This window comes from Winslowiella toletana, assembly GCF_017875465.1.
Lineage (GTDB): Bacteria > Pseudomonadota > Gammaproteobacteria > Enterobacterales > Enterobacteriaceae > Erwinia > Erwinia toletana.
On the sequence record NZ_JAGGMQ010000001.1, the window covers coordinates 2794720 to 2811967 of the forward strand.

15 protein-coding genes are annotated in these 17248 nt (G+C 49.7%); 10 read left to right on the plus strand and 5 right to left on the minus strand.

Going from position 1 to position 17248, the window contains the following annotated elements:
* Nucleotides 1-141 precede the first annotated feature (141 nt).
* The 3 genes from gstA to J2125_RS12985 all read left to right on the plus strand — a co-directional run bounded on the left by gstA (nt 142) and on the right by J2125_RS12985 (nt 2769).
* Nucleotides 142-744, plus strand: coding sequence for a glutathione transferase GstA (gene gstA / locus J2125_RS12975; RefSeq protein WP_017801642.1), 603 nt, complete (start codon nt 142-144; stop codon nt 742-744).
* 151 nt (nt 745-895) lie between these two features.
* Nucleotides 896-1729 (plus strand): AraC family transcriptional regulator, encoded by an 834-nt coding sequence (locus J2125_RS12980; RefSeq protein ID WP_017801641.1) that lies wholly within the window; start codon nt 896-898, stop codon nt 1727-1729.
* 74 nt (nt 1730-1803) lie between these two features.
* Nucleotides 1804-2769 carry a DMT family transporter gene (locus J2125_RS12985; RefSeq protein ID WP_017801640.1) on the plus strand — a complete coding sequence of 322 codons (966 nt, stop codon included), beginning with the start codon at nt 1804-1806 and terminating at the stop codon, nt 2767-2769.
* A 1056-nt stretch (nt 2770-3825) separates the two neighbouring features.
* Here J2125_RS12985 and J2125_RS12990 read toward each other — a convergent pair.
* A complete protein-coding gene (locus J2125_RS12990; protein ID WP_017801639.1) occupies nt 3826-4221 on the minus strand; it encodes a transposase in 396 nt (131 codons plus the stop codon).
* 554 nt (nt 4222-4775) lie between these two features.
* On the opposite strand from J2125_RS12990, the gene J2125_RS12995 reads away from it, so the two are divergent.
* The gene (locus tag J2125_RS12995) at nt 4776-6032 is read left to right on the plus strand and encodes an MATE family efflux transporter (protein WP_017801637.1); all 1257 of its coding nucleotides are present in this window, start codon (nt 4776-4778) and stop codon (nt 6030-6032) included.
* An 8-nt stretch (nt 6033-6040) separates the two neighbouring features.
* On the plus strand, nt 6041-6991 hold the full coding sequence (locus J2125_RS13000; RefSeq protein ID WP_026111766.1) for an ATP-grasp fold amidoligase family protein: 951 nt from the start codon (nt 6041-6043) through the stop codon (nt 6989-6991).
* Between the two features lie 62 nt (nt 6992-7053).
* On the opposite strand, the gene J2125_RS13005 is transcribed toward J2125_RS13000, so the two are convergent.
* Complete coding sequence (locus tag J2125_RS13005; protein ID WP_017801635.1) at nt 7054-7335, minus strand: YjcB family protein; 282 nt, start codon at nt 7333-7335, stop codon at nt 7054-7056.
* 1069 nt (nt 7336-8404) lie between these two features.
* Here J2125_RS13005 and dgcN point away from each other — a divergent pair.
* Nucleotides 8405-9709: a diguanylate cyclase DgcN/YfiN gene (gene dgcN / locus J2125_RS13010; RefSeq protein ID WP_017801634.1), complete on the plus strand. Its 1305-nt coding sequence runs from the start codon at nt 8405-8407 to the stop codon at nt 9707-9709.
* A gap of 24 nt (nt 9710-9733) precedes the next feature.
* On the opposite strand, the gene soxS is transcribed toward dgcN, so the two are convergent.
* Entirely contained in the window at nt 9734-10162 is a 429-nt protein-coding gene (gene soxS, locus J2125_RS13015) for a superoxide response transcriptional regulator SoxS (protein ID WP_017801633.1), read from the minus strand.
* Between the two features lie 90 nt (nt 10163-10252).
* On the opposite strand from soxS, the gene soxR reads away from it, so the two are divergent.
* The 4 genes from soxR (at nt 10253) to J2125_RS13035 (ending at nt 14955) form a co-directional block, all read left to right on the plus strand.
* A complete protein-coding gene (soxR, locus tag J2125_RS13020) occupies nt 10253-10720 on the plus strand; it encodes a redox-sensitive transcriptional activator SoxR (protein WP_017801632.1) in 468 nt (155 codons plus the stop codon).
* Between the two features lie 47 nt (nt 10721-10767).
* Nucleotides 10768-11430: a glutathione S-transferase family protein gene (locus tag J2125_RS13025; RefSeq protein ID WP_017801631.1), complete on the plus strand. Its 663-nt coding sequence runs from the start codon at nt 10768-10770 to the stop codon at nt 11428-11430.
* Nucleotides 11431-11754: 324 nt separating this feature from the next.
* Complete coding sequence (locus tag J2125_RS13030; RefSeq protein ID WP_026111765.1) at nt 11755-13104, plus strand: NCS2 family permease; 1350 nt, start codon at nt 11755-11757, stop codon at nt 13102-13104.
* 201 nt (nt 13105-13305) lie between these two features.
* Entirely contained in the window at nt 13306-14955 is a 1650-nt protein-coding gene (locus J2125_RS13035; RefSeq protein WP_017801628.1) for a Na+/H+ antiporter, read from the plus strand.
* Nucleotides 14956-15088: 133 nt separating this feature from the next.
* Here J2125_RS13035 and J2125_RS13040 read toward each other — a convergent pair whose 3' ends face one another.
* Nucleotides 15089-15793 carry a helix-turn-helix transcriptional regulator gene (locus J2125_RS13040; protein ID WP_017801627.1) on the minus strand — a complete coding sequence of 235 codons (705 nt, stop codon included), beginning with the start codon at nt 15791-15793 and terminating at the stop codon, nt 15089-15091.
* A 451-nt stretch (nt 15794-16244) separates the two neighbouring features.
* Nucleotides 16245-17147: a LysR family transcriptional regulator gene (locus tag J2125_RS13045; protein WP_017799029.1), complete on the minus strand. Its 903-nt coding sequence runs from the start codon at nt 17145-17147 to the stop codon at nt 16245-16247.
* Nucleotides 17148-17248 lie beyond the last annotated feature (101 nt).

Below are 17248 nucleotides of genomic sequence, written 5' to 3' on the forward strand. Positions count from 1 at the left end.
TGTAGGGGTGAGACGGCGTAATTTGTACATTCCTTAACAACTTAGCACAAGTCCGCTACTTGTTACTATCGATGCAACCGCTACACTGGATCCCGCATAACGTTATCTTGTGAATCACTAAACGGAAAGGAATGACGGTTAATGAAACTCTACTACTGCCCGGGAGCCTGTTCGCTGGCGCCACATATTGTATTAGAAGAAGCTGGTTTGTCGTTTACTCTGGAGCGCGTGGACTTAAAAACTCACCGTACTGAGTCCGGTGAAGACTTTATGGCGATTAACAGCAAGGGGTATATCCCGGCGTTACAACTGGATAGCGGCACGCTGCTAACCGAAGGTGCGGTGATTTCGCAATATCTGGCCGACCTGAAGCCACAGGCGCAACTGATCCCGGCATCAGGTGAAGCGCGTTATCAGCTGCTGGAGTGGATGACGTTTATCTCCACCGAACTGCATAAAAATATGGGTGCTCTGTTTAATCCGGCAATCTCTGATGACTGGAAAGCGGCGGTGACCGCCACCCTGACGAAGCGTATCAACTGGTTAAGTGAAGCGCTGGGTGATAAAAACTGGCTAAATGGCGAAGGTTTTACCATTGCCGATGCTTACCTGTTTACCGTGCTGGGCTGGAGCGGTCATGTCGGCTTTAGCCTGGACAAATGGCCAGCACTGCAGGCGTACCGGGCCAATATTGCCCAGCGCCCGGCGGTGATTAAAGCGATGAAAGCCGAAGGTCTGATCTAAGCGGCAGGCTGCGGCGGCTGGCATGGGCGGCGATAACGCCGCCCCTGTAACAAACGTAGGGGGAGCTGATAACGCCGCCCCTGTAACATACGTAGGGGAGCCGTTATCGGCTCCCGTTGTTTTGTTATCTATAATAGTCGTGAGGTTTGGCATGCAAGGGGTTCCGCAGCAGTTTCCGTGTGAAAAAGATCGCGCCCGCTTCCGGCATCTGCCTGAGATGCCAGGTGTCGAGTTGTATCACGCGCATATCTCCAGCTACGCCTTTGAGCCGCATACCCACGAAGCTTTTGGCATGGGCACTATCGACTACGGCGCTGAGCGTTTTCGCTATCGTGGCAGTAACCATGTCGCACCAACCCATTCACTGGTACTGATGAATCCGGATGAACTGCATACCGGTGAATCTGCGACCCTGGATGGCTGGCGTTACCGCATGATCTATATCGAACCCCAGGTCATGGAAGCGCTGTCCGGCGAACAGGGATGGTGGTTTACCGATGCGGTGCGCGAAGATCTGGCGACTTCGCAGCAGCTTTCCCACACGCTGGCTGAACTCTGGCAGGCTGGCGACTCACTGGCGATTGAGGGGCATATGCTCAGCATTATGCAACTGCTGCGCCCCCATGCGCGGGTGGCGACAAAGCTGATCGCTGAGCCAGCACAACGCTTTGATATTATAAGAGAATATCTGCGTGAGCATTTTACACGCAATATCACCCTCGCTGAACTGTCGACGCTGGTGTCGCTCAGTCCTTACCATTTCCTGCGTCAGTTTAAACGGCAGTACCATGTCACGCCGCATCAGATGCTGATGGCTTTTCGTTTATATGAAGCCAAGCAGCTGCTGACGCGCGGTATCGCCGCTGCGGAAGTGGCGGCGACGGTAGGGCTTAGCGATCAGGCGCACCTGACGCGCACTTTCGCCCAGCGCTATGGCATTACGCCGATCCGCTATCAGAAGCAGGTCACAGGCGGTCGGCAATAGCGCAATCTTATACAATATTTTGCCGACGGAATGCGCCACAGTAGCGGCGACTTTTCTTGTTTCAGGTGCTGAAGATGCTCGCTGGCGTACTGTTTGCCCTCTCTGCAGGCTTAATGTGGGGATTAATTTTTGTTGGACCGCTGTTTGTGCCGGAATATCCGGGGGCTTTGCAATCCGTCGGCCGCTATGTGGCCTTTGGTCTGATTGCTTTGCCGCTGGCCTGGCGTGAGCGCCATCGCCTGCGTCAGCTGGTGGCCAGTGACTGGATTGAAGCGTTAAAACTTACCGTCATCGGCAACATTCTTTACTACACCTGCCTTGCCAATGCCATCCAGCGCACCGGTGCGCCGATCTCAACCATGATTATCGGCACATTGCCGGTGGTGATTTCGGTTACGGCTAACCTGCTGTACAGCCATCATGACGGTAAGCTCTCCTGGCGCAAGCTGACCCCGGCTCTGTTGTTGATTGCACTGGGTTTAGTGCTGGTTAACGCTGCTGAGTTAGCAGCGGACAGCGGGGAATTTTCTCTCTGGCGCTATCTGAGTGGTATTGCACTGGCGCTGGTGGCGGTGGCCTGCTGGACCTGGTATCCGTTACGCAATGCGCGCTGGCTCAGGGAGCATCCCGATAAAAAACCGGGCACCTGGGCGACGGCGCAAGGGCTGGTGACCCTGCCGGTAGCGTTAATCGCCGGGATGCTGGTGAGCATCCAGCTGGCGTTGACGCAACCCGCATTTGCCCAGCCATTCGGCCCGCGGCCAGAAGTCTTTATTCCGCTAATGCTGGTGCTCGGCCTGTTCTGTTCCTGGCTGGGCGCGCTGTGCTGGAATGAGGGCAGCCAGCGTCTGCCTACGGTGCTGGTAGGGCCATTAATCGTATTTGAGATCCTCGCCGGGCTGGCATATACCTTTATGCTGCGTCAGCAATGGCCGCCGTTACTGACGCTATTGGGCATTATCTGCCTGATTGCTGGCGTTATTTATGCGATGCGCATCAAACCCACAGTAAAAATTGTCGAAATCAAATCGGCAAACTGAGCAAAATTCTGGTCGCAACTGGCACCTTTTATTACGCAAGGGGCGTAATTATTTAAGAATATGCGCACCTTTTATGGCTGCCTGAAAATAGCTAAATCCTGTTTGTTAAGCTTTTTCCTGCGCTAAACAGTCCCTTTTTATTCCTTTTATCTCTATAAATTTACACTCTGGCACATCCAGCGGCGCATTAAGCGGCTGGATGCCACCCCTTTCCTGACGGTCAAATCTGGCAAAAGCGGCTCTGTTCAATTATTTTTCAGGTTTTCAACGGCAGAAAGCGCGGGTTTTGTGATCTGAGCGGCATAATTTTGTGGGTATTGATTGTTGTTTTTTCCTGCAATTTGACTACGCCCTTGCCATAAGCGGTGCAAAAATGGCTATAAGAATTGTCGCTAATAAAATTTTGATGGATTTACCGAAGCTAAAAGCAATCTACTGAATGCTTTGCGCCGCCTGAAACCCCATTTTTGCCAGAATTCGCTCTGGCGCGATCCACCAGATGATGGAAAAAAAGCGCCAGCTGGCTTGCCGCAAGCGGGGTTTACTCAGGCAATAGTTAAGCAGCTGAAGAGGAAAGGGGCGATCTGGCCGATTGGTGCTGGGTAAAAAAACACCAAGTCGTAAGCAGTACTAAACCATTATTAATGGCAATCTTCCTGGTCGGATGCATGCAGGCAGCAACAGGCGCAGCGACAGGCCAGGATCGGGTAGTGAGCGTTTCAGGACCAGCGGAAATTTTCTGGCAATCGAGAGAGAATGACGGGAATGTTTACCACTGCTAACCTGGTTTATGGAATTACTGGCTGATCGGTAAACATAGATGAAGTAATGAGTGGCGCGTCAGCCGGAATGTGAAACCGGCAGACGCGCCTGAATAGCCTGATATTAGGGGGGTTTAAAATAATCGGTTAAGAAAACGGCCAAAGTCACCCTGTTCCCAATACTTAAAGCATCAGAAAAGAGAAGTCATGCTTGTTAAAAATTGACCACTTTAATCAAAAGCATCCATATTTAATTTTTGGCATTATTCTGACTAACAATTAAAAAATACAGATATTACTGGCTATCACAATGTAATGGGTAGTGGTAAACGCTGCGGCTGATATCCAGCAGACGACAGCTGCGCCGCGTACCGATTTCATAGGTATCCTGAAGGAAATTAACAGCCTGGCGCTTGTCATTGGTGGTAAAGAAGTGCTTGAGAACGCTCTGCAGCATCTCTTTATCGGCGCTCAACATCTGCACTTCGCGCTCCACAGCTTGTAATTTTTCCTCTAACTCTTTGATTTTCCTGCCATCTTCTGAAGAGAGACCCGCGTATTTCTTTTTCCAGCTATAGAATGTTGCCTCGGAGATCCCCAGCTCATCACAGATCTCCTTAACCTTAACGCCACATTCTGAAGCTTTAATAGCACTGGTGATTTGCTCTTCGCTATATCGTGACTTTCTCATAAATGCATTTTCCTTTCTAAAGTATTAATGATTGAGATTAACCGCAATTAACTCTGGCACTGTTCATCCAGAATATATCTGCAGTGTTTTTAAGTACGAGATTTGAATTGCAAGGGTTAAGTTAAATTATCTTTTAGAAATAGCATCATGGGAATAGTCTTATTTTTTATTAATTGAGTTTGGATGACTTTCGAGAAAGGGTTTTTTGATATAGATTCGTTCCATGCCAATCGGGAAAGCGCATTCAAAGCGTGAGTGGTTTTAGCAGCAGCATTTTCAGTCGAATAATCGATTACACACTGAAAAATAAATACAACCATTTTGTGAAATCGTTTACATAACGGAGCCGCTACTGGCCCAAAATTAATCAGAGTCAACCCAGGGTAATTCTTAGATAAATTTCATTCCCAATGTTTTGGCGGAGTTTATACAGTGGTTGTTTTTAATAATAATCAGGTGCCTTTTTTCGCCAGCATGCGTTTTGTGAAATTGTCAATTGTGGACAAGGATGTGTTGTATTAAGTGGTTTTTTTGGAAACACAAAGGATGAGTCGATGAAATTCAGCGTAATGTCAAATGCCGTCTGGATGATGTCAGAAAAAATTGTTTCTGTTTTTGGCGTAATATTTGTGACGTCTTACGTCGCCAAGTCTTTTGGACCCGCGGTTTTCGGCCAGATAGCATTTTCCGCCTCGTTGTTTTCGGTGGTGCAAACGGTGGCTATTTTTGGTACTGAGACTATCCTGTTCAAGCGCATCAGCAAAAGCGCGCAGAAAGGCGTAAAGCTGATGGCGGTGGCAAAAAAAATGCGCATCACCATTTTTATGCTGCTGTCGGTTCCGGTGCTGGCTTACGTCTGGTACGCCATGCAGGAAAATTTTGTGGCTTTTGCGATCGCCTCTTTTCTGGCGGCGCTGTTTGTCACCCAGGATACGTTTAGTGTCTATAACAATGCGCGGCTGGCTTCGCGGCTGAATACGATGGCGAATGCGACGGGAATGACCTTAAGTTTCGCGCTGAGTTTTTTAATCGCCTGGTTCAAAATGAATCCGCTATTTCTGACGCTGTCAATTGTTTCGGTAACGCTGGTGCCTTATCTGATTAAACGTAATGTGTTTTATCAGAGCCATCTGGATATTGCACCACCGAGACATAAAAGAAAAAAATATTTACGTTATTTGCTGTATGCCGGTCTGCCGTTGGCCATTTCCAGCATATTTATTTCGATTCAGGTAAAAATGGCGCAATTCTTTTTAGTTGGCGTCGGTTCCTCACAGGATCTCGGCCTGTTTGCAGCGGCAAACACGGTTTCTGCTTCATGGATATTTATTCCTGTAGCGATTATTACATCATGCTTTACGGAGATTTTCAGAGAACGTTCTGACGTCGCGTTTAAGCTGGCCGCAAGGCTGCATGGTTATGTTATGGCTGTATCATTGCTGATGCTTCTGCTCGTTACGGTTTATGGCGAAAAGCTCATCATCACACTTTATGGGCAAGACTACACACAATCAGGAAGTCTCGTTACGTTATTGTCGATAGCAACCTGCTTTTCGGCTATGGGGACGGTGGCCTACCGTTACATGGTGAAAGAGGGGGGATTTAACTATCTGCTGAAGAAAATTATCAGCCTGATGGTTATCAGCCTTCCCACTTCATATCTGTTAATTCAATCTTTTGGCTTAATGGGTGCGGCGTGGAGTGTTTTTATCACTGAGTTATTATCCCTGACCGTAATGAATTACTTCTTTAAAAATGGCGTCATCAAAAAAATACAAGTTTCCTCACTCAACTACAAAACCTACAGATGAGGTGAAAAATGTTGAAGTTTAAAGATGAATTACGAAGAAGCGTCAAGTACTTCATCAAGAAAATGCCGTGGGCATACCAGGACAGGATTCATTATTTTCATAAATTTAAAAAATTGCCGAATATACGTGAACCTAAGTTATTTAATGAAAAAGTGCTGTATCGCAAGTTTATAAATGGAGATTATATTCGTTACGGAAGACTGTCTGATAAATTTTTGGTGCGCGATTATATCGCCAGCACTATTGGTGATGAATATTTGGTGCCGTTAGTTTATGAAACTGACGATCCGACTACACTGCTCAGCTTAACATCTTTGAAGGGCACCGTGATTAAACCGAACCATGGTTCAAACATGGTGGATATTTTGCTGGAAGAGCCAGATTGCCTGCAGAAGCAGCTGATTGTTAATCGTTGTGTTGAATGGCTGCGCAAAGATTTCTCCAGCGAAGCGCGTGAGATTCACTATCGCTATATCCGGCCACGTATTCTGGTCGAGAAGTACATCGGTGATGGCAAGTCGGCGCCCGTTGATTACAAGTTTCATATGTTTAACAAGAAAGATGGATCTTTCGAATATGTGTTGCAGGTGATCTACAACCGCAGTATGCCGGCGCTGTCGATGAATTTTTACGTGAATAATCTGAGCGATGCGTTTCATAAGATTCGCGACACCGGGCTGGATATTGCCGCGGATATGCAGTCACTGGCGCAGGCGCTGGAGCTCAGTAAAAAGCTGGCGTCAGATTTCGATTACGTACGTGTCGACTGGTATATCAACGAAGGGCATGTTTACTTTGGCGAGCTTACCTTTACGCCAGGGGCAGGGCTGGTGACTGGCCTTGACCGCGGGCTGGATAAGATGATGGGCGCGATGTGGATTCAGGACAGCCTTCAGCCGCTGCGTCCGGATGCGGTGGTGCAGGATGTTGCTATTCCGGCCATGCTGAAAAAAATATAACGGTGAAGTAAGTGCGGGATGGGAAATGCGGGCGGTGTGTGGCCCGCATTTTTGCTGCAGAGTTATGGCAGCAGAATATTATCAGGCTGATGACTCATCACATCAATAAACACATCTTTGGTCACCTGCCATGCATAGTTCAGGTTATCCACGCTTAACGTGATACCCAGCAGGCCGGTAACAAACCAGCAGGACATACCAATACCCACGCCGCTAAATACAAATGCCATGGCGTTACGGCTGCTCTGACGGCATTTAATCTTAAAGGTGCTGGCGAAAAACATCATCACTGCGCTCAGCAGTTCCCAACGCATCAGTACAACACTTGCGGCAATGGTACCCATCAAACAAACCTCTTCACTCGATATCTGATATGCCCTGACGAATAATGGCATCACTATCCGGTGTTGAGGAATGGTCAGGGAAGCTTCTCAACCCACTGACCCGCAGGTCAATTGTGTGATGTGGATCACATTATATCATTGGGTTTTAAAAATTGAACAAAATTTACACTTGGTATGGTAGTTCTGTTGCCGGATGCTGCCGTCATCACCACGGGGGAAGGAAAACTCTTAATTTTCCTTGCGCAAACTGTTTTGCCATCAGCACAGGCTATTTATCCTCTCCGCTACGCGGTAATTAATTGCAGATGAATAACGGGTTAATCCGGCTACTAATTTAGCACCGGTTTTTATATGAAATTAGCCGTTTTGTCTGCATGGCGACTGTCAGATATGAGTAAGTTTACTGAAGTAAACACTGATAAGTTACACTGATTCCTTTTTAAGGAAAAAAGAAAACTTAAGCTAAATATTTTATATTATATCTTATAAATCATACAGTTGATTTAAAGTAATTAGGTTAACTTTTTCGCATTTGAGATAAGCCGGGAAACTTTTCGGCGGGGTTATTGCTGGCAAATCAATCTATTTAAGATGAATCTTACCTACGAAAAAGTTGTACTATTTACCAATTGGTTGTAGAGTTTTCTGCCTGGTAGATGTCATCAAGTCTTATTCTGATTTTATTATCAGAATGAGCTTTCTATTATTAAAAAAGTAATCGTGAATTAACAATAAATCGGCCTGGCCGAACATTAGAACAGTATCGAATACCGTGGAGTATTTATGTTTACTTATGTTCTTTATTGGCAATACCTTTTACACCACCAGGAGGGCGGCAACCATGGCTCACCTGATTTATCTCGCAGCAGACCACAAATATAATTGATGGTCACAAGGTTGAGCCGCGCCATCCTGGTTTGCGCCTCAGCCCCTGAAGACCTTGTCAGTCAATATCACTCTGCCCTGATTGCGGGGAAACAGGCGACAGCCGTACAGATGATATTGTCAGAGGGTCATCGCTGGAGCAGTTAAGCGCGCGGGTTATTGCGCGCCAGCCAGGCAGGACACGATGATGGTTAAACGTAATCCGCAAGTCAGCTATGTGGTTGAGCCGAACCGACGCAGGCTGCCAACGCTGCGTCAGTCGCTACAGCGTATTCATATAGTGATTATCCTGGTTTCGTTGCTGATCTCGGGGGCTTCGCTATCGACGCTTTCGCTGTTCGCGCTGCGCAACTATGCCGAAAATAATCTGCAACTGGTGGCTTCGACCATCAGCTTTAGCGCCCAGCCTGCCGTGCTGTTTAATGACCGCAATAAGGCCAGCGATGTGCTGAAGGTGCTGGGTAAACGCGGGCAGTTTTCACAGGCCGCGATTTTTAATAGCAGCAATCAGCTGCTGGCCCGCTGGCAGTCACCAAATCATCAGGTGCAGAACAGCATTGATGGCATGATTGCCCGCTGGTTGTTTCCCCAGCCGGTGAGCCTGCCAGTGATTTATAACCAGCGCGAAGTCGGGCGTGTGTCGATTACCGGCGACGCCAGCGTAGTGACGGCGTACATCTATCGCGCATTTGCCTGGCTGGGCGGCAGTTTGCTGATTACCGCGCTGGTAGCGGCTTATCTCTCCCAGCGGATGCACGCGGGAATTATCCAGGGCCTGCATAGTATTGCTTCCGTGGCACATGACGTACGTAAACGTCGTGCTTTCTCCCAACGGGTTCCTTCATCGGAGATCGCCGAGTTGAATAAATTAAGTCTGGATTTTAATGGTTTGTTAGACGAGCTGGCCGAGTGGCAGCGTCACATGACACGTGAAAACGCGGATCTGGCGCATCAGGCGGCGCATGATTCACTTACCGGCCTGCCTAACCGCGCGCAATTTGAACGTGCTTTAGCGCAGCAGTTCAGTCTGGATGACGCACGCAACAGTCTGGCCGTGCTGTTTATTGATGGCGATCGCTTTAAGCAGGTTAATGATACCTGGGGGCACGCCGCCGGCGATGCGGTGCTCGGCGCGACGGCTGAGCGTTTACGTGCGCATCTGCGTAAAGACGATCTGGTATCGCGCTTTGGCGGCGATGAGTTCGCTATTATGCTGACCAATGTCGAGTCTGCGGATCAGGCGGCGCAGGTGGCGCGTCATATTATGGCGGCGATGCTACAGCCGATAACTTTGCCGCAGGGTGAGAGTGTGCAGCAGTCGCTGAGCATTGGTATTGCCCTCGCGCCGCGTCATAGCACCCCACAGGCGCTGCTGGCGCAGGCCGATGCGGCGATGTATCACATTAAGCAACTGGGCGGCGGCTGGTATTTTTCGCCATCATGCTGGGAAGCGGGTGCGGAAAAGTCAGCTCGCGGACAAAACCACTGATCCCCTGCGACAGGGGAGAGCGGTTTAACTGACCGGACAGTATTCACCATGCATACGCTGGCTGTAGCTGGCGTAATGTTCACCACAGTCAAAACTCCAGTTCGCCGGGCGCTGCTGCATCGTTTGCCGACGCATATGATGGCGGTAAGCGGTTGGCGTTTGCGCAAACTGCCGACGAAATACCCGCGAAAAAGTCTGCTGCGAGTCATAGCCATACTGCATCGCAATATCAAATACCGGACGCTGGGTGTGGGATAGCGCTTCTGCTGCCAGCGTCAGGCGACGCTCACGAATGTATCCGCCCAACGTCTGTTTCGTCACTGAACGGAACATACGTTGCAGGTGCCACTTCGAATAACCCGATTTTGCCGCCACTTCATCAATCGACAGAGTTTTATCTAAATTCTGCTCAATCCAGTCAGTCAGTGTATGAATAATGTCGTTATGCATCATGACCTCATCCTTTATTTGTGAAATTTTGCGTTCGCCGTTCTGTTGGTGGAGGAGTATAATTCCTCAAGTTAACTTGAGGTAAAGCGCTAAATGAAAAAAGATCGCAATAGTCAGAAAACAGTTCTGACCCCCGGAGATGTGGCGAAACGTTGCGGTGTGGCGGTTTCGGCGCTGCACTTTTATGAGTCGAAGGGTTTAATCTCCAGTACGCGTAATGCCGGTAATCAGCGGCGCTACAACCGTGATGTGCTGCGCCGGGTGGCGATTATTAAAATCGCCCAACGTATCGGCATTCCGCTGGCAACGGTCGGCGACAGTCTGGGGAATGCGCCGGCGGATAAACGCATTTCGGTCAAAGCCTGGGCTGAGATGACTCAACAGTGGCGCTCGGAACTGGATAAGCGCATTGAAACGCTGACGCGCCTGCGTGACCAGCTGGATGGTTGCATTGGTTGCGGCTGTCTGTCGATGAGGGATTGCCCGCTGCGTAACCCGGACGATCGGCTGTCATTGCAGGGAACCGGGGCGATTCTGCTGGATCCGGAAATTGAGCGTTAGCAGCAGGGTCTATACTGACAAACCGTCCCTGAACAAAAGGTTACCTTATGATTACGGTTCACCATCTGAATAACTCCCGCTCACAGCGTGTCCTCTGGCTGCTGGAAGAGCTGGAAGTCCCCTATCAGATCAAACGCTATCAGCGTGAAGAGAGCATGCTGGCGCCGGAAGCGTTAAAAAAAGTGCATCCGTTAGGTAAATCACCGGTGATTACCGATGAAAATCGCGTGATTGCTGAATCCGGGGCGATTATTGAGTATCTTGCCGGCAAATATGACAAAGAATATCGTCTGAAACTTTCTGATGTCGATGAGGAGCTTCAGTCTCGCTACTGGCTGCACTATGCCGAAGGCTCCTTAATGCCGCTGCTGGTGATGAAACTGATCTTCAGCCGCATGGGGAAGCCGCCGGTGCCCTGGCTGCTACGTCCGGTGGGCGCCGCCTTTGGCAAAGGGGTGCAGAAGGGGTATCTCGATAAACAAATCGCGACACATCAACAGTTTATTGAGCAACATCTGGCGACGCATCCGTGGTTTGCCGGACAACATTTCAGTATTGCCGATATCCAGATGAGCTTCCCCGTCCAGGCGCTGGCCACGCGTGGCGCCACTGAGCTACAGCCCCATACCCGCGGCTGGTTAGAGAAGATTCAGGCCCGTGCGGCATGGCATCGCGCCATTGCGCAGGGCGGCGAGCTGACGCTGAGCTGAATGTTTTTACGCCGTTGCGCAACAAAGGTTTCATCCCCCTCTGCGCAACGGCTTCTCTGTAAGAAAAACCTATTACCACGCGCTGTTTCTGATGCGTACAGTCAGATCTGCGCATGGGATAACCATGATCGCGTCAAGTCAGGGTTAAAAAGGGCATATCAGCGGCAAACAGCAGTTGAAAAAGCGCTATTAAAGGCAGGATAATCGTTTGCCTTTTTAGCTGGCCCTGTAAGTAAACGTTTGCCTGCGCCATTAAGTGCCAGACAGGGCCAGGATACATACAGCGCTTCACTCCATCATAAGAAATCTCAGGGGATATTCTCTATGTCGACTCCTTCACGCCAGGCTGGCGGCTCTATGGATGCCTGGTTCAAAATCTCTGCGCGCGGCAGTACCGTGCGTCAGGAGGTTATTGCTGGCCTCACCACCTTCCTGGCGATGGTCTACTCGGTGATTGTGGTGCCGGGCATGCTGGGCAAAGCTGGCTTCCCACCAACTGCGGTGTTTGTTTCAACCTGTCTGGTCGCGGGCTTTGGTTCAATTATCATGGGTTTCTGGGCCAATCTGCCGCTGGCGATCGGTTGCGCCATTTCACTGACGGCGTTTACCGCCTTTAGCCTGGTGCTGGGTCAGCAGATCAGTGTACCGGTGGCGCTCGGTGCGGTGTTCCTGATGGGGGTGCTGTTTACGGTTATCTCGGCAACCGGCATCCGCGCGTGGATCCTGCGCAACCTGCCGATGGGCGTGGCGCACGGCACCGGTGTGGGTATTGGTCTGTTCCTGCTGTTAATCGCCGCTGACGGTGTTGGCCTGGTAGTGAAAAACCCGGCTCCGGGTCTGCCGGTGGCGTTGGGTAACTTCGCCTCTTTCCCGGTGCTGTTATCGCTGATTGGTCTGGCAGTGATTTTTGGCCTGGAAAAACTGCGCGTGCCGGGCGGCATTTTGCTGACCATTATCGCGATTTCAATTATCGGTCTGATTTTTGATCCGGCGGTAAAATACCAGGGGCTGTTTGCCATGCCAAGCCTGAGCGATGCCAATGGCAATTCGCTGGTATTTAGCCTCGATATTCTCGGCGCGTTAAAACCGGCGGTATTGCCCAGCGTGCTGGCGCTGGTGATGACTGCGGTGTTTGATGCGACCGGCACCATCCGTGCGGTGGCGGGTCAGGCTGATCTGCTGGATAAAGACAATCAGATTATCAACGGCGGCAAAGCGCTGACCACTGACTCGGTCAGCAGCATTTTTGCCGGTCTGGTCGGCTCCTCCCCGGCGGCGGTCTATATTGAATCGGCGGCGGGTACGGCGGCGGGCGGCAAAACCGGTCTGACGGCGATTGTGGTTGGTCTGCTGTTTATGGTGATTCTGTTTATGTCGCCACTGGCTTACCTGGTTCCGGCTTATGCCACGGCGCCAGCGCTGATGTATGTTGGCCTGCTGATGCTGAGCAACGTGTCAAAAATCGATTTCAGCGACTTTGTCGATGCGATGTCCGGTTTACTGGCGGCAGTGTTTATCGTACTGACCTGTAATATCGTTACCGGTATTATGCTGGGCTTCGGTTCGCTGGTGATTGGCCGTATTTTTGCCGGTGAATGGCGCAAGCTGAACGTCGGCACCGTGGTGATTGCGGTGGCGCTGGTCGCCTTCTATGCAGGTGGCTGGGCGATTTAAGCCCGTCACGCTGAGGGGAATGGATTCCCCTCTGGTACATCCCGCCGTATATCTGCGCTTTTACGCCAGATTCGTCTCAATTTTCCCAATCGCACGTCCTGTTTTTAAACCCTCTGCGCTTTTGTTTTACAATGCCCTGAGGCATGTCGTTCCCCATGCCGTTTTACACCGCCTGTTGGAAGAAGGGGCTACAAAGAAAGCATGGAAATCTTTTTTACAATTCTGATTATGACGCTGGTGGTATCGCTGTCCGGTGTTGCTGCACGTATTATTCCGTTCCAGATCCCACTGCCGCTGGTGCAAATCGCCGCTGGCGCAATGCTTGCCTGGCCCACCTTTGGTCTGCACGTCGACTTCGATCCTGAACTGTTCCTGGTGTTGTTTATTCCGCCGCTGCTGTTTGCCGACGGCTGGAAAACGCCCACCAGTGAGTTTATCCACCATGGACGCGAAATTCTCGGGCTGGCATTAGTGCTGGTGCTGATCACCGTGGTCGGTATCGGGTATCTGATTTACTGGCTGGTGCCGGGCATTCCGTTGATTCCGGCGTTTGCGCTGGCGGCGGTGCTGTCGCCAACCGATGCGGTCGCGCTCTCCGGCATTGTCGGCGAAGGGCGGATACCGAAGAAAATTATGTCGATTCTGCAGGGCGAGGCGTTGATGAATGACGCCTCCGGTCTGGTGTCGCTAAAATTTGCCGTCGCCGTGGCGATGGGCACCATGGTGTTTACCGTTGGCGGCGCCAGTATTGAGTTCGTCAAAGTGGCGATCGGTGGCCTGCTGGCTGGTGTGGCGGTCTGCTGGCTGTTTGGTAAGTCACTGCGTCTGTTCAGCCGCCTGACCGGTGACGATCCGGCCACGCAAACCGTGCTGCTGCTGCTGCTGCCGTTTGCCTCGTATCTGATTGCTGAACACCTTGGCGTTTCCGGCATTCTGGCGGCGGTGGCGGCCGGGATGACCATTACCCGTTCCGGGATTATGCGACAGGCGCCGCTGGCGATGCGCTTGCGCGCCAACAGCGTCTGGCAGATGCTGGAGTTTGTGTTTAACGGCATGGTGTTCCTGATGCTGGGCCTGCAGTTGCCGGGTATTCTGGAAACCTCGGTGGCGCAGGCGAATGCCGATCCGAATGTGCAGCTGTGGATGTTGTTTACCGACATTGTGCTGATTTACGCTGCGCTGATGATTGTGCGCTTTGGCTGGCTGTGGATTATGCAGCGTCTTAGCCGTCGCTTCCTGAAGAAACGCCCGATGGAGTTTGGTAACTACTCCACCCGTGAACTGTTAATCGCCTCTTTTGCCGGGGTGCGTGGCGCGATTACGCTCGCCGGTGTGTTGTCGATTCCGTTACTGCTGACCAATGGCGAAGAGTTCCCGGCGCGTTATGAGCTGATTTTCCTCGCCACCGGGGTGATTCTGTTCTCGCTGTTTGTCGGGGTGATTCTGCTGCCGGTTCTGCTGCGTGGCGTGGAGGGCATTGATAAGTCGGTACATCGCCATGAGATACAGAACGCCCGCGCGGCAATGGCCGGTGTGGCGATTGAGAGCCTGCATAAGATGGAAGAGCGGCTGGCGGTCGATACCGAAGAGAATATCGATACCGAGCTGCTGAAAGAGGTGAGTGCGCGTGTGATCGGCAATATGCGTCGGCGTATTGATGGCAAAGAGGATATGGAGCGTGCGCTGTTTGCGGAAAACCTTGAGCGCCGCTTCCGTTTAACTGCGCTGCGTGCCGAGCGTGCTGAGGTCTACCATCTGCGCGCCACGCAGAAGATCAGTAATGAAACCATGATGAAGTTGCTGCACGATCTGGATCTGCTGGAAGCACTGCTGGTGGAAAAAGAAGAGTAACAGTGACACGGGCTGCCCCTGCGATGTTGCAGATATTCTCGCGCAGGGGCTAATGCCCGTGATTAAAAGGTAAATCGGGCAGCGGGTAAAGATTGGGATGTTAGTCTGACGATTTTTCTCTTTCCCATATATTTTATTGTTTCTGCTCAACAGGGAAGATTACTAATTTTAAATCGGAAGCCAGTTTTATAGCATGCCTGGCATTAACGGCGCCTAATTTTTTAACTATATTTCCCATATGGAATTTAACAGTTGCTACATGTATTCCTGTAGTCATTGAAACTTCTTTATAGGTTTTCCCTGTGCTTACCAAACAAAGAACCTCACTTTCTCTCTTTGTGATATTAATGCTGTCTTTAAAATTTCCTTCAAGATTTTCATATAGAGATAATATTTCTTGGTGTGTTTTGACTAACAAAGAGAATATTTTTTCTTTGTTTAACAGGGGTTCTTTTTTAATATGCATATCATTGAAGATTGATAGTAGTACCAAATTATTTTTATAGTCGTGAAGTATAAATGTATGACCGCTATTGATATTATATTCTTTAGCCTGGAGCATAACTTTATTTGATAGGGCTGTAATTCCCTTATTCCAACGAAAATCTTCTATTCTGGACAGAGATCTAACCACTACCGGATCTATCATCTGATGGCTGAATTCAGCATATAGATCAAACCATTCAGAGTGGTTATTTATAATGCAAATGTCAGTTAAGTCTCTCTTGTTAATTATAAAATAACCAAATTTATATTTTCTTTCTTGTAATAGTGTTTTTTCCAGGCTTGCTTTAATCTTATTATTAATTTCGTCATTTCTGAAAAAATTAGAGTTCACCTTTTTCTCTCTTTAAAAAATAAGTTGGGTGATAATAAATAATATAATATAATATCTTTTAAATTGTTATTTGTTTCGTGTCAAGTAAATATTTACTGTTGATCTATGAGATAAGTTTTTCCTGTTTTTTATATGAAAATGGCACTGACCAGAAAAATAAACAGATGCAGGGAAATTATGGGAATAGCTGTATTAGGCGTTTTTAGATATCTTGTTTTGATAAAAATTTCATTAATTTCATCTGTTAACGGCCTTTGTATAAGGGCTGTTTCGTATTTTTTGGTAAATGCACCAAAAGGTTTCGAATGTGGCGTCGAAGCGGTTTTTACCAGATGAAACTGACCGATAAGCGACTTTATCATTTTCAGTGCCCTATCCCTCTCGAATAGATTTCAGCGGTTTTCAGATCAATCAATAAAGCGAGCGTTAGCAAGCTCTCCTGCAGAAAAATTTACACCGATAATGTCGGCGCTTCCCCCGGCCAGAACTCACGACAGCAGCTGATCCATGCCTGCGCACTGCGCGATAAATAGCTGCCTTCACGCCAGATCAATCCCAGTTTCCACTCCAGATCCGACTCCAGCGGCAGCCACAGCAGTAACTGTTTATCCAGTCGCTGACAGATTGGCTCCGGAAGAATCGCTACGCCCATTCCCGCCTGCACCATTGCCGCCAGAAAATCCCACTGACCGCTGCGTACCGCAATCTGTGGGGTAAATCCGCTGCGCTGGAAAGCGCGCATTAACTGACGATTGAGTGAGAACTCTTCGTTGTAGATCAGGATCGGATGTTCGGCCAGTTCCGCCAGCGCGACGCTGCTGCGGCTCAGCCACTGTGCGCTGCGCGGCACCAGCACACACAGCGGATGGCTCATCAGCGGCAGAATATTCAGCGACACCTCTTCCGCCAGCGGCAGGGCGGTCAGGGCTAAATCCAGGCTGCCGGACTGCACCGCCTGCTGCACCGTCAGGCCGCCAGACTCCGAGATTTTCAATTCGATGCCGGGATAGCGCTGGCGAAAAGCGGAAATTGAACCGGCGATCTGCATGCCGACCATCGGCGGGATCCCCAGCCGCAGTTCACCGGTTTTCAGTTCATTGATATCACTGATTTCCGTCTCCAGCTGCTTAAACTCCTGCAAAATCGTCTGTCCGCGTTGATATACTGCCTGGCCGCTGTCGGTGAGATGCAGCTTGCGTCCTTCACGGATCAGCAGGGTGCAATCCAGCTCCTGCTCCAGCTGGCGCAGCATTTTGCTGATGGTCGGTTGGGTGACAAACAGCTTCTCCGCCGCACGGGTAAAGCTTTGCTGGCGTACCACTTCAACAAAATAGCGCAGCGCTCTGACGTCCATAAAACATTCCTTTAAGGCATAGTTTTAATGATTTTAATTCATTTCTTTCACTGTTTGTCACTGATTTATACTAACAGCGCTGAATTCTTACGAGGAAACGA